14 protein-coding genes are annotated in these 11,752 nt (G+C 67.1%); 10 read left to right on the forward strand and 4 right to left on the reverse strand.

Annotated features, from left to right (window positions below):
- Positions 1 to 7: 7 nt before the first annotated feature.
- The gene (rpmH, locus tag ACYX4P_RS02315; RefSeq protein WP_003164000.1) at positions 8 to 142 is read right to left on the reverse strand and encodes a 50S ribosomal protein L34; all 135 of its coding nucleotides are present in this window, start codon (positions 140 to 142) and stop codon (positions 8 to 10) included.
- 126 nt (positions 143 to 268) lie between these two features.
- Between rpmH and ACYX4P_RS02320 the strand changes: the two genes are divergently transcribed.
- Positions 269 to 1,018: a TVP38/TMEM64 family protein gene (locus ACYX4P_RS02320; RefSeq protein WP_248119980.1), complete on the forward strand. Its 750-nt coding sequence runs from the start codon at positions 269 to 271 to the stop codon at positions 1,016 to 1,018.
- On the forward strand, positions 1,015 to 2,487 hold the full coding sequence (locus tag ACYX4P_RS02325; protein ID WP_248119978.1) for a sensor histidine kinase: 1,473 nt from the start codon (positions 1,015 to 1,017) through the stop codon (positions 2,485 to 2,487). The genes ACYX4P_RS02320 and ACYX4P_RS02325 overlap by 4 nt, the downstream gene beginning before the upstream one ends.
- Before the next feature lie 13 nt (positions 2,488 to 2,500).
- Here ACYX4P_RS02325 and ACYX4P_RS02330 read toward each other — a convergent pair whose 3' ends face one another.
- A complete protein-coding gene (locus ACYX4P_RS02330) occupies positions 2,501 to 2,764 on the reverse strand; it encodes a hypothetical protein (protein WP_248119976.1) in 264 nt (87 codons plus the stop codon).
- Positions 2,765 to 2,917: 153 nt separating this feature from the next.
- Between ACYX4P_RS02330 and ACYX4P_RS02335 the strand changes: the two genes are divergently transcribed.
- Positions 2,918 to 3,406, forward strand: a complete 489-nt coding sequence (locus tag ACYX4P_RS02335; RefSeq protein ID WP_292046435.1) for a hypothetical protein — start codon at positions 2,918 to 2,920, stop codon at positions 3,404 to 3,406.
- Positions 3,407 to 3,473: 67 nt separating this feature from the next.
- Here ACYX4P_RS02335 and ACYX4P_RS02340 read toward each other — a convergent pair whose 3' ends face one another.
- On the reverse strand, positions 3,474 to 4,523 hold the full coding sequence (locus tag ACYX4P_RS02340; RefSeq protein WP_248119972.1) for a ribonucleotide-diphosphate reductase subunit beta: 1,050 nt from the start codon (positions 4,521 to 4,523) through the stop codon (positions 3,474 to 3,476).
- A gap of 153 nt (positions 4,524 to 4,676) precedes the next feature.
- Here ACYX4P_RS02340 and ACYX4P_RS02345 point away from each other — a divergent pair, with 153 nt between their 5' ends.
- Positions 4,677 to 5,330 carry a glutathione S-transferase family protein gene (locus ACYX4P_RS02345; protein WP_374321374.1) on the forward strand — a complete coding sequence of 218 codons (654 nt, stop codon included), beginning with the start codon at positions 4,677 to 4,679 and terminating at the stop codon, positions 5,328 to 5,330.
- A gap of 4 nt (positions 5,331 to 5,334) precedes the next feature.
- Here the strand turns inward: ACYX4P_RS02345 and ACYX4P_RS02350 are convergent, their stop codons facing one another.
- Positions 5,335 to 7,452 carry a response regulator gene (locus ACYX4P_RS02350; RefSeq protein ID WP_314137174.1) on the reverse strand — a complete coding sequence of 706 codons (2,118 nt, stop codon included), beginning with the start codon at positions 7,450 to 7,452 and terminating at the stop codon, positions 5,335 to 5,337.
- Between the two features lie 136 nt (positions 7,453 to 7,588).
- Between ACYX4P_RS02350 and ACYX4P_RS02355 the strand changes: the two genes are divergently transcribed.
- The 6 genes from ACYX4P_RS02355 (at position 7,589) to ACYX4P_RS02380 (ending at position 11,751) form a co-directional block, all read left to right on the forward strand.
- A complete protein-coding gene (locus ACYX4P_RS02355) occupies positions 7,589 to 8,377 on the forward strand; it encodes a nucleotidyltransferase family protein (RefSeq protein WP_248119970.1) in 789 nt (262 codons plus the stop codon).
- Between the two features lie 16 nt (positions 8,378 to 8,393).
- The gene (locus tag ACYX4P_RS02360; RefSeq protein WP_248119969.1) at positions 8,394 to 9,167 is read left to right on the forward strand and encodes a metallophosphoesterase family protein; all 774 of its coding nucleotides are present in this window, start codon (positions 8,394 to 8,396) and stop codon (positions 9,165 to 9,167) included.
- Positions 9,168 to 9,249: 82 nt separating this feature from the next.
- The gene (locus ACYX4P_RS02365) at positions 9,250 to 9,693 is read left to right on the forward strand and encodes a hypothetical protein (protein WP_248119968.1); all 444 of its coding nucleotides are present in this window, start codon (positions 9,250 to 9,252) and stop codon (positions 9,691 to 9,693) included.
- 80 nt (positions 9,694 to 9,773) lie between these two features.
- A complete protein-coding gene (locus ACYX4P_RS02370; protein WP_248119966.1) occupies positions 9,774 to 10,385 on the forward strand; it encodes a hypothetical protein in 612 nt (203 codons plus the stop codon).
- A gap of 63 nt (positions 10,386 to 10,448) precedes the next feature.
- Entirely contained in the window at positions 10,449 to 11,081 is a 633-nt protein-coding gene (locus tag ACYX4P_RS02375) for a LysE family translocator (protein ID WP_248119964.1), read from the forward strand.
- Positions 11,082 to 11,181: 100 nt separating this feature from the next.
- Positions 11,182 to 11,751, forward strand: a complete 570-nt coding sequence (locus ACYX4P_RS02380; RefSeq protein ID WP_248119962.1) for a CC0125/CC1285 family lipoprotein — start codon at positions 11,182 to 11,184, stop codon at positions 11,749 to 11,751.
- Position 11,752: the final 1 nt, after the last annotated feature.

Genomic DNA, 11,752 nt, shown 5'->3' on the forward strand with positions numbered 1-11,752 from the left:
AAGCCGCTTACGCCGTCAGGCGCTTGCGGCCCTTGGCGCGACGGCGCGCAACGATCTTCTGGCCGTTCTTGGTGGCCATCCGGCTGCGGAAGCCGTGACGGCGCTTGCGCACGAGTCGCGACGGCTGATAGGTCCGCTTCACGGTCGGCTCCTGACGTTAAAAGGTTGGGCGACGGGGCAAGAGGCGTCCGCCGCAGGAAGGGCGGGCGTATAAGTCGCATGATCGCGCGAGTCAACGCTCGGTCGGCAATTCGGGAATGACGGACCTATGGCGAAACGAACGGCGAAGGAGTGGGCCCTGCGGCTGGCGCCGCTCATGGCCATCGCCGGCCTTGTGGTCGCCTTCTTCGTCCTGGGCTGGAACCGCTATCTGTCGATGGATCTGATCCGCGAACACGGATTGAACCTTCAGGCCTATGCTCGGGATCACTTGTGGATCGCGCTGGCGGCCTTCGTCGCCGTCTACGCCCTGGCGACCGCCTCGACCATTCCGGGGCCGGTCTTCCTGACCCTGCTGGGCGGGATGATGTTCGGCCCCTATGTCGGCGCCCTGGCCCAGTCGACGGGGGCGACGATCGGCTCGGTCGTCATCTATTATGTCTATCGCACCTCGATCGGAACCTGGCTGCGCGCCAAGTTCGAGGCGGACGCCGGCTTCATGGATCGGCTGGCCAAGGGGATCGACAGCAACGCCTTCACCACCCTGTTCACCCTGCGGGTGATCCCCAGCGTGCCCTTCGTCCTGGTCAACGCCACGGCGGGAATGATGGCCGTGCCCTTGCGGCCCTATGTGATCGCCACCTTCATCGGCCTGTTGCCATCGACCTTCATCTACACCTGGATCGGATCGCAGCTGGGCGATCTGTTGCGCGCGGGCGTGCGGCCGGACCTGCCGCTGCTGCTGCACCAGTTCTTCTGGCCGTTGATGGGGGTGGTCTTCCTGTCGCTGCTGCTGCCCATCGGCATCAAGCTTTTCCAGATGATCCGTGCACGGCGGATCGCGGAGACGCCGGCATGAGCGCCCTGTTCGACCGGATCGCCGCGCGGCTGAACCTGTCGCCCGAACAGGCGGCGACCTGGCGCGAGCGCCTTACACCGCGCGCGCCCGACGGCCTGTCGGCGCGGCTGCTGCTGCTGACGGTCGCCTTCACCCTGGCGGTGGAGGCGCTGATCATGGGGCCGAACCTGGCGGCCTTCCACGAACGCTGGCTGCGCGACCGCTTGCAGGCCGCCGAACTGGCCTCGGTCGGGGTCGAGGCCCTGCCCTATAGCGCGGTGGAGGACGACACGGCGGCCGAGTTGATGCGGATCGGCGGGGTCCAGGCCGTGGCCCTGACTGAACAGGGGGTGCGGCGCCTGCTGCTGCAGGCCCCCAACCTGCCCCGCGCGCCCGAACTGATCGACCTGCGTCAGCAGGACAGCTGGGCGCGGCTGACCGACCCCTGGCGCACCCTGTTCGGTCATCCCGACCGTTCGCTGCGGGTCCAGGCCAAGCCGCGCTATCGCTCGGGCGACTTCATCGAGATCGTCACCCCGGCCCAGCCGCTGAAGCTGGAGCTGAAGGCCTTTCTGCTGAACAGCCTTCTGGTGTCGCTGCTGATCTCGGCGACGGCGGGGGCGCTTCTCTATGGTGGTCTGGCGCTTCTGGTGCTGCGCCCCCTGCGGCGCGTGACCCGGTCGATGGAGCGGTTCGCCGCCGATCCCGAAAGCGAGGCCGAAACCCCTTCCGACCGGCACGACGAGATCGGCCGGGTCGAGCGCGAACTGAGCCGGATGCAGGAGGAGGTGCGCCATTCCCTGCGCTCACGCGCGCGTCTGGTGGCTCTGGGCGAGGCGGTGGCCAAGATCAACCACGACCTGCGCAACATGTTGACCTCGGCCCAGATGGCGTCGGACCGGCTGGCGTCGTCCGCCGATCCCCAGGTCGCCAAGGCCCTGCCCCGACTGGAGCGGGCCCTCAGTCGCGCCGCCAGCCTGTCGCGCAACGTGCTGGAATACGGCAAGAGCGAAGAGCCGGCGCCGCAGAAGACCCGCGTCGTCCTGACCAAGGCCCTGACCCTGGCGGCCGAGGACGCAGGGCTGGACCCCGACGGCGTGCGTCTGGTCAAACAACTGCCGGCGCGGTTCGCGGTGGAGGCCGACCCTGACCAGCTGTATCGCATCCTGGTCAATCTGATGCGCAACGCCCGTCAGGCCATCGAGGCCGATCCCGCCCGCCCGCCCGAGCGACGTGGCCGGGGCGCCATCACAGTCAGCGCCTTCGGCGACGACGGCTTCTGCGTGGTCCGCATAGCCGACGACGGGCCGGGCATTCCGCCGCGTTTGGCCGAACGCCTGTTCGAGCCGTTCGTCAGCTCCAAGACCTCGGACGGCACGGGCCTAGGCCTGACCATCTCTCGCGAGCTGGCGGCCCTGCACGGCGGGGATTTGAGGCTGGTCGAGGCGGACGGGGCAGGCGCGGTCTTCGAACTGCGCCTGCCGTCCTGAGCGCCGGTTGCGCCTATTCCAGTCCGTCGTCGGACACGACGAAGGCGCGGTTCTCGGCCTTGGCCTGGGCGGCCAGCTCCTCCTGCACCAGATGCCAGCGCCGCAGCCGCTCATAGTCGATGGCGTGTTCGGGCGAGGCGTCCAGCCAGTGGCGGAAATCCTCGATCTGCAGTCGGGCGTCGGCCGCCGACGAATCCGGCAGGGCCGGCACATTGGGCAGCTGGCGCGCGACTTCGGCGGGAATGGGGAAGTCGCCGGACGAGGTGCTCAGGATCATGCGTCGTCTCTGATCGGATGTCGGAAGGGCTCTGGACCGACCATGCCGCGAAGCGGCGCGGCGCGCCACCTTTTCGTGCGTGCGGCGTTGTCCCACCAGACAGGATATGGCCAAGCTGTATGCCGCAGCGGCCTTCCATCAAGGAGTAGATCGATGACCCTTCGCCCCCCGCTTCTGGTTCTGGCCCTGGCGGTCGCAGCGTCGCCGACCTTGGCCCAAACCGCGTCACAGCCCCGCCCCTATGCCGGAGCGGACGCCTATCGCGACCAGCGCGCCCTGCCCGATCCGGCGGATCGCGACGCCCTGTTGAAGGCGCGCGGCGAGGCCTATCACCGCGCGGGCGACGACAAGCAGACCGAAGAGGAACTGCGCGCCACCCGCGCCCTGAACGACGAGATCGCCGCCCGGAACGCCCTGGCCGACAAGGCCGACGCCGACGCCCGCCTGGACTACGACGCCGCCCTGGCGCGTCACGAGATCGCGGTGCGCCAGGGCGAGGAGCAGGCTCGCGCCGCCGCCGAGGCGACCCGCGCCGCCCAGGACCAGTACGACCGCGACTACGCCGCCTGGCGCGAACGGGTCCGCCTGTGCCAGTCCGGCGTCCGCGCGGCCTGCGGCACGCCGGTCGGACCGGCGCGCTAGGGTCGACGCATCGTTCATGGCGCAGGCTCCCTTTTCAGGACAGCCTACGCCCGAAAGACGACGGGTGTCAGCCCGCGACCAGGCTCATGTCGCGCCGGGCCATCATGCGGTCGAACTCGGTCCAGACGCCGTCGGCGCCGTGCCAGTTTCCCTGCGTCGCCGCCTTGGAATATTCGGTGGCGCGGGCCTCGAAGAAGTTGGCGTGCTCAACCCCCGACAGCAGGGACTGCAGCCACGGCAGCGGATTTTCCGTCACCCCATAGACTTCCGGCAGCTTCAACTGGCGCAGGCGCCAGTCGGCGATGAAGCGGATGTATTGCTTGATGTCGTCGGGCGTCATGCCCTGGACCGAACCCATTTCGAAGGCCAGGTCGATGAACTTGTCCTCCATGTTCACCACCGTCTTGCAGCAGTCGACGATGTCGTCGGCGACGGTCTTGGTGACGGCGCCCGTCTCCTTGTTGAAGGCGTGATAGAGCTTGATGATGCCCTCGCAGTGCAGGCTCTCGTCGCGCACCGACCAGGACACGATCTGGCCCATGCCCTTCATCTTGTTCTGGCGCGGGAAGTTCATCAGCATGGCGAACGACGCGAACAGCTGAACCCCTTCCGAGAAGCCGCCGAACATGGCCAGGGTGCGGCAGATGTCGGCGTCGGAATCGACTCCGAACTGGCCCATATAGTCGTGCTTGTCCCGCATGGCCTCGTATTCCATGAAGGCGCCGAACTCGCTCTCGGGCATGCCGATGGTTTCGAGCAGCAGGGCGTAGGCCGCGATATGGATGGTCTCCATATTGGCGAAGGCGGCCAGCATCATCTTCACCTCGGTGGGTTTGAACACCCGGCCGTAGCGCTCCATGTAGTTGTCCTGAACCTCGATGTCCGCCTGGGTGAAGAAGCGGAAGATCTGGGTCAGCAGATTGCGTTCATTGTCGTTCAGGGTCGAGGCCCAGTCCTTGACGTCCTCGCCCAGAGGCACCTCTTCGGGCATCCAGTGGACCTGCTGCTGCTTCTTCCACATGTCGAACGCCCAAGGATAGCGGAACGGCTTGTAGGCGGCGGATGGGGTCAGAAGACCGGCGCGGTCGGGATGGATGATCGGGGTGATGGCGTTCATCGAACTGGACCTGAGAGCGATTCTGAAGACGCATTCACCATGCGACTCCCACGCTTCGGCGCCAAGCCGAAATTGGTCTATGTTGCGATCACATTTCGTTCGACCCGCTACATATAGTAGATTGGCCACAGCAAACTGGGGAGAGGTCTGGGGATGAAATATCGCATCTACGGCGCGGCCGGTTCCGGTTCTGTCCCGGTGGAAGCGGCGCTGACCCTGATCGGCGCGCCCTATGACGTGGTCGTGGACGCCCCCACTTGGGAAGGGGATCATCAGCGCGACCGCGTGGCGCCCGTCAATCCGATGCGACAGTTGCCGGCCGTTATCGCGCCGGACGGCGAAGTCATGACAGAGAGCGCGGCCATCCTGATCTGGCTGGCCGAACGGCATCCGCAGGCGGGGCTGGCGCCGGCGGCGGGCGATCCTGAGCGCGGCCAGTTCCTGCGCTGGATGACCTTCATCCCGGCCTCGATCTATTCGATGTACTGGGTGCGCGACATTCCCGCGCGGCTGGCCGGCGACGACCCTGACGATCAGTCGCGCATCCTCGAGCGGACGGCGGATCGGATCGCCGAATGCTGGCGCACGATGGAGGACCAGTTGTCGCCCGGCCGTTTTCTGCTGGGCGAGCGGATGACGATGCTGGACCTCTATGTGACCGTGGTCAGCCGCTGGCGGCCGATGCGGCGGCGCTTCTACGCCGAAGCGCCGCGAATGTCCGAGGTGGTCCGGCGGATCGACGCCCTGCCCGAACTGGCCGACTTCTGGGCCGCGCGCTTTCCATTCGAGGACGGTTGGGAAGGCTGAGGCGTCAAGCCGCCCGCGCCGCATCCGCCCGCTTGGAGACTGTGTCGAACACCGCCTCGATGGCGGCGTAGAGCTTGGCCTGGGTGACGGGCTTGGCCAGATGGCCGTCCATGCCGGCGGCAAGGCATCGGGCCGCATCCTCGGGCATGGCCTCGGCGGTCACCGCCAGAACGGGCACATCGCAGGTCGGAGCGTCCATAGCGCGCAGGGCGCGGGTGGCGGTCAGACCGTCCATCACCGGCATCCGCACGTCCATCAGCACAAGGTCGAAAGCCTGGTCCTGGAGCGCCTCCAGGGCCTGCTCGCCGTCGCTGGCCTCGGCCGTTTCGCAGTCCGCCGCCTGAAGCATGATCCACAGCAGATCGCGATTGGCGGGATGGTCGTCGACGATCAGAACCCGCGTACGCCGGCTGTGGAGCGGCTCCATCGCCTCATCCTCCTCGGTGGCGACGCTCGGCGCCGGCACGGTCAGGGTGATGGTCGAACCTTGCCAGAGGACGCTTTCAACCGTCACGGTCCCGCCTAGACAGTCGATATGGGTCTTGGCGAGGGCCAGCCCCACCCCTGCGCCTTCATGGGCGCGACTGGTCGTGGCGTCGGCCTGTTCGAACAGACGGAACACGCCCGCGCGCGTCTCCTCGTCCATGCCGCAGCCTGTGTCGGACACGTCCAGGATCAGCCGGTCTTCGGTCCGGCGCACCGTCAGGCCCACCCGACCGCGCGCCGTGAACTTGACCGCGTTCTGCGCCAGATGGTGCAGGGTCTGACGCAACCGCCGAGCGTCGATCAGGATGCGCCCCTCGGCTTCCGGCGCGATGCGGACGTCGAACTCCAACCCCTTGACCCTGGCCCATTCGCGGGCGGGTCCGACGGCCTCCTCGATGACCTCTCGCAGGTCATTGACCCTGGGCGCCACCTCGACCCCGCCGCGCGACACCTCAAGCAGATCCTCGACCAGACGCAGCATCGCCTCGCCGCAATGGCGAACGGCGTCGACCTGACGGACGCCCTCGGCATCCAGGCTGGCGTTGCGCGACAGCAGGTCGGCATAACCCGTGACGCCGGTCAGGGGCGTACGCATTTCGTGGCTCATCATCGCCAGGAACCGGCTCTTGGCGGCCCGATCCGCTTCGGCGCGCTTTCGCGCAGCCAGTGCGACCTCGGTGCGCGTCTTCAGGCGCTCGACCAAACGCCGCCGTTCACTGGACAAGGTGGTGATGGGCAAGGCCGTGCCCAGCAGCGCCAACAGAAACAGATGGAAAACGCCCATCTGCCGCATCGCGATGGGAACGCCCTGCATCTCGGGCGTGGGCGCCAGTCTTGTCAGGGTGATCGGCCCATGCCCTGTCAGGGTCGCAGCGGCCGCCCAGACGGAGATCAGAATCACCGCGGTCGCCGTCCAGGGCGGCGACAGGCGGAAGGCCAGCAGAATGAGCGGCGGGAAGACCAGGAACAGCACAGGCGCCTGGCTCTGGCTGAATACAGCCGCCGTCAAGCCGACGACCAGACCAGCCAGCAGCGCAATCTCGGGCAGACGCGCCACGCCGTCGGCGCGGAACCTGTGCTGTCGCGCCATCAGCAACAGAGAGGGGGCCACGATCAGCATGGCCAAGGCCTCCATCTCGAACAGATAACGCAGCCGATAGGCCAGTCCGCCAAAGGGCGTGTGCCCCATGACCAGGATCAGAAGGCCCGAAAGCGCCGTGCTGAGGGCGACGGCGGGAATCAGGGCTAAGGCGAACCGCAGCAGCCGGCGCGGGCGGCGCATGTCCAGCGCCGCGCCGCCGAATCGACGCGCCAGCAGGGTCGTGACTACAACCTGGATAAGGTTGAACAGGGCGTTGGCCCACAGAAACACGCCTGGGTCGCCTCGCACCAGGTTGCCCAGAAGATTCACGGCGACCGCCGCCCCCATCACCTGAACCGCCTGCTTGCGGGGCAACTGCAGCAAGGCCGCCACCAGCACGGCATTGGCCGGCCATAGGATGGTCACGGAAAAGGTCTGCGCCATCCAGAAACCGGCCAACTGGCAAACGCCGAACAGGGCCAGATAGGCCCAGGCGGGCGGGCCAGCGACACGGCCGGCTTCATGGCGAAACAGGCGCCACGGGACGGGTTTCATGAAGCGCGTCGTGCTGGTCATGCAATGAACATCGCACGCAGGTCTTAATGATCCCGGCGCCGCCGACTTAGGTATTTTCCCGGAACCGGGGCGGGGCGTCGTCGTTCCCTTGCCCTCGCCAGGGAGGGCGCAGCCGATGTCCGACGTGATCGCCGAACCGACGTTCGAACCGCCAGCCGACGCCCTGGCCTTCTACGCGGAAAGCCTGGGCCTGCTGAAGGAAAGCGGCATCCCCTTCCTGCTGTCCGGCACCTATGCGGTGACGGCCTATACGGGCATCCGTCGTCCAACCAAGGATCTGGATGTCTTCTGCAAGCCCGGCGACTATCCCCGCATCCTGGCCTTCTTCCAGAAGCACGGCTATCGCACCGACGTCGAGGACGAGCGCTGGATCGCCAAGGTCTGGAAGGACGAGAAACATTTCTTCGATGTCATATTCGCCATGTCGAACGGCACCATCGCCGTGTCCGACAGCTGGTTCAGCGAAGATAGGATCACCGTCTATGGCCATCAGGTCCAGATCACCCCGCCCACGGCCCTGATCCTGTCCAAGGTCTTCATCCAGGACCGCTATCGCTATGACGGGGCGGACGTGAACCACGTCATCCTGAAACAGTCCGACGCCATCGACTGGAAGAGCCTGCTGGATCAGATGGACCTCTATTGGGAGGTTCTGGCGGCCCATCTGCTGAACTTCCGCTTCGCCTATCCGACCGAGCGCGACCGCATTCCGCGCTGGTTGATGGAGGAGTTGGTCGAGCGGCTGACGGCTCAGATCGACCTGCCGGCGCCGCGCGTGAAGGTGTGTCGCGGCCGGCTTTTCAGTCCGCGCGACTATGTCGCCGACGTCGCCGAATGGGGCTTTGGCGACGTGGTCGGCAAGGGGCTGGAGGAACGCCACGACCCGGTCAATCTGGGCCACTGAAAGAGAGAGAGCCGCCATGACCGACGCGACCGTCGATCCGCAGACGCCCCAGCCGGGCCTGGAACCCGGCCCGGCCAAGAAGATGCGCGTCGCGGCCGTCGGCGACCTGCACGTCGGGGAGACCAGCGAACGCCCTTATCGCGACCTGTTCCAGCGGGTCGCGGACGACGCCGACGTCCTGTGCCTGTGCGGCGACCTGACCAACTACGGCAAGACGCCCGAGGTGGAGCGGCTGCTGGAGGATCTGAAGCTCTGCACCATCCCCATGGTCGGCGTCATGGGCAATCACGAGCACGAATGCGGCCAGCCGGAAGAGGTCGAACGGATGCTGACAGACGCCGGGGTCAGGATGCTGAACGGCGAGGCGTATGAGATCGACGGCGTGGGATTTGCCGGCGGCAAGGGGTTCGTCGGCGGCTTCGGCCGCTATATGCTGTCCTCTTTCGGCGAGGCTTCGATCAAGCGGTTCGTGCAGGAGGCGGTCGAGGACGCCAATCTGCTGGAAAACTCGATCCGCAAGCTGCGCACCGAGCGTTCGGTCGTCCTGCTGCACTATGCGCCCGTGGTCGAGACGGTAATGGGCGAACCGCCAGAAATCCATGCCTTCTTGGGGTCTTCGCGCCTGGCCGAAACCATCGACCGTTATGACAACGTCAGCCTGGTGGTCCACGGCCACGCCCATCGCGGCGGGCCGGAGGGGCGGACCAACCGGGGCGTTCCGGTCTACAACGTCGCCCTGCCGGTGCTGAAAACCCTGGGCGACACGCCCTATCGGGTCTTTGAAATCTGACACTTGTGGTCCACGGTAAGCGCTCTTGGGCCTGACCACAGGCCCCTTGCGGCCGCTTTCGGCCTCGCCCCGGAGTTCTTCCATGCGTCTTCTGTCCTGCACCGCCGCCGTCGCGGCCCTGGTCCTGAGCGGCCCGACCCTGGCCCTCGCCCAGACGGCGACCGCCCCGGCCCCCGCCGCCCAGCCCGCCGCTCCCGCCCCGGCCGAGGCCGCCGAAAGCCCGGAAGCCGCCGCCTTCGAAGCCAAAGGCGAGGCTTTCGAAACCAGCATGGAAACCATGGCGACGGAAATGCAGGCGGCCGCGGCCCAGGCCGACAAGGCCAAGGCCAAGACCGATCTGGACGCCCTGCAGGCGCGCTATCAGAGCCAGGCCGACACCTTCGCCAATGAACTGCAGACCTATGCGGTCGCGCAGGGCGCCCCGGCCGATCAGATGGCCATGGCCGCCACCCAGATCAAATCCATCCCCGCCATGGTCCGCGCCAAGGCGGAGGAAGCGGCGGCCGCTCCGGCCCAACCGCAGTAAGGCCGCCTTACCGCGATTTCACTTGAGACAGGGCCGCCGAGAGCGGAGTTTGCGCGGGTCATGTTTGGGGGAGCTGTCCCATGATCCGTCTTCTCGGCCTCGGCGCCGCCCTGCCTCTGGTGCTGATAAGCCTCGCCTCGCCCGCCGCAGCCCGCGTTCAGGACACGCCGCCTTCGGCGGCCGAAGCCCGTCTGGAGGCCGCCTCCAGCGCCTTCGAGGCGCGGATGGAGGAGTTCGGCAAACGAGCCGAGGCGCTTTCCGAAGACCCCAGTCTCAGCGAGACGCAGCGGGGCAGCCGCATCGCCGCACTGTGGAGCGAATACGCGCCGGACGTCGCCGCCTTCACCACTGAGACAGCCAAACACGCCGGCGAAATGGCGGCCGAAGCGCTCAAGAACATCGACGTCGACACCCTGGTCGCCGACGCCCTGAACGACCCGGAGGTCAAACAAGCGATCGAGGATGGCGCACGCTATGGCTCGGTTGTCGGAACCGGCATCGCGCAGAACGGAACCTGGGCCAATCCCGACCCCGAACAGATGGTCACCTATGGACTGATCGCCCAGTATGCGCTGGACCAGGCCGCCGACGCCGTCGGCCCTGAAGCGGTCGAAGCGCCCGAGGCGGTTGAGGCCCCCGCGCCGCCAGAACCGCCCGCACCGCCCCAAACGCCCCGTCGTCCGCGCGCCTGATTTCCGGGGGCGGCTGACGCGCACGGCTTGACCGCGCACGGCGGACCAGCGACATCGCGCCACATGTCCGCCCTGCCCGTCGATCCGCACCTGTATTCGACCTTCTTGGGCGTCATGGCGGTGATGGCCGTCACGCCGGGTCCGGCCAATCTGTTCGCGGTGGCGACGGGGGTGGAGAAGGGCCGCGCCTCCGCCCTGGTCGGGGTGCTGGGCATGAATGCGGCGACCCTGGTCTGGTTCGGCGCGGCGGCGCTGGGCCTGGGAGCCCTGGTCAAGGCTTTTCCGGCGGCGTTCAAGGTCATCGCCGTGTTGGGCGCCCTCTATGTCGCCTGGCTGGGGATCAAGGCGTTGCGCGGCGCCTTCGCCACCGCCGCCCAGCCCGACCATGTCGTGGTTCGCCGGGGGCGCAGCGCCCTGGTCGACGGTTTCGCGGTCCAGATCGCCAACCCCAAGGCCATCCTGTTCTTCACCGCCGTCCTGCCGCCCTTCGTGGACGTCAGCCGGCCGGTCGCGCCCCAGATGGCGCTGTTCGCCGTCGCCGCCATCGGGATGGATATGATGTCGATGAGCGCCTATGCCCTGTCCGGCGCGGCCCTCTCGCGGCGGATGCAGCAGCCCCGCTTTCGCAAGGGGTTCGGCGTCTTCGTCGGCGTGCTGTTGATGACCGCGGCGGTGCTGATCGTCGCAAGGCTCTAGAAATGGCGACGCTTCGGCCTAGATTGGATCGGGAACGCCGCCGTTCATGCTCCGTTCAGCCGTCAGCGCGCCCGAATGGGCGATCAAGGAGTTTGATTTCATGAAAGCCCTACCCTTAAAGACCCTGGCGATGACGGTGGCTGCAGGGCTGGCCCTCGCCGCCTGCGCCACCGCCACGCCGTATCAACCCGCCGGCCTGAACGGCCAGCGCGGCGGCTATGCCGAACAGCGGCTGGAGAACAACCGCTTCCGCGTCAGCTTCTCTGGCAATTCCGTCACCTCGCGAGATCAGGTCGAGATGGGCCTGCTGCTTCGCTCGGCCGAACTGACGGCCGAAAGCGGTTATGACTGGTTCGCCACCGTCAACCGCGCCACCGACCGCGACACCCGCTTCGTCGGCACGCCCGATCCCTTTTACTCGCGCTACAACAGCTTCTACGGCCCCTATTGGGGTCCATCGTGGCGCTACTATCGCGGCGGCTTCTGGAGCCCGTGGGATCGTTGGGGCTGGGGCGCCAGCGACTTCGACGTTCGCCAGGTCGACCGTTTCGAGGCCAACGCCGAGATCGTCATGGGTCGGGGCGCCAAGCCCGCCAACGACCCCAACGCCTTCAACGCGCGCGAGGTGATCCAGAACCTGGGTCCGCAGGTCACGCGCCCGACCTCGTAAG

Source organism: Brevundimonas sp. ABV4_179, assembly GCF_056311945.1.

Excerpts from the sequence above, each read along its gene's own strand:
- ACYX4P_RS02355 (WP_248119970.1), top strand. The coding sequence starts at position 7,589 with ATGTCCGACGTGATCGCCGAACCGACGTTCGAACCGCCAGCCGACGCC.
- ACYX4P_RS02380 (WP_248119962.1), top strand. The coding sequence starts at position 11,182 with ATGAAAGCCCTACCCTTAAAGACCCTGGCGATGACGGTGGCTGCAGGG.
- ACYX4P_RS02320 (WP_248119980.1), top strand. The coding sequence starts at position 269 with ATGGCGAAACGAACGGCGAAGGAGTGGGCCCTGCGGCTGGCGCCGCTC.
- ACYX4P_RS02370 (WP_248119966.1), top strand. The coding sequence starts at position 9,774 with ATGATCCGTCTTCTCGGCCTCGGCGCCGCCCTGCCTCTGGTGCTGATA.
- ACYX4P_RS02365 (WP_248119968.1), top strand. The coding sequence starts at position 9,250 with ATGCGTCTTCTGTCCTGCACCGCCGCCGTCGCGGCCCTGGTCCTGAGC.
- ACYX4P_RS02345 (WP_374321374.1), top strand. The coding sequence starts at position 4,677 with ATGAAATATCGCATCTACGGCGCGGCCGGTTCCGGTTCTGTCCCGGTG.
- ACYX4P_RS02335 (WP_292046435.1), top strand. The coding sequence starts at position 2,918 with ATGACCCTTCGCCCCCCGCTTCTGGTTCTGGCCCTGGCGGTCGCAGCG.
- ACYX4P_RS02340 (WP_248119972.1), bottom strand. The coding sequence starts at position 4,523 with ATGAACGCCATCACCCCGATCATCCATCCCGACCGCGCCGGTCTTCTG.
- ACYX4P_RS02325 (WP_248119978.1), top strand. The coding sequence starts at position 1,015 with ATGAGCGCCCTGTTCGACCGGATCGCCGCGCGGCTGAACCTGTCGCCC.
- ACYX4P_RS02350 (WP_314137174.1), bottom strand. The coding sequence starts at position 7,452 with ATGAAACCCGTCCCGTGGCGCCTGTTTCGCCATGAAGCCGGCCGTGTC.
- ACYX4P_RS02330 (WP_248119976.1), bottom strand. The coding sequence starts at position 2,764 with ATGATCCTGAGCACCTCGTCCGGCGACTTCCCCATTCCCGCCGAAGTC.
- ACYX4P_RS02360 (WP_248119969.1), top strand. The coding sequence starts at position 8,394 with ATGACCGACGCGACCGTCGATCCGCAGACGCCCCAGCCGGGCCTGGAA.
- ACYX4P_RS02375 (WP_248119964.1), top strand. The coding sequence starts at position 10,449 with ATGTCCGCCCTGCCCGTCGATCCGCACCTGTATTCGACCTTCTTGGGC.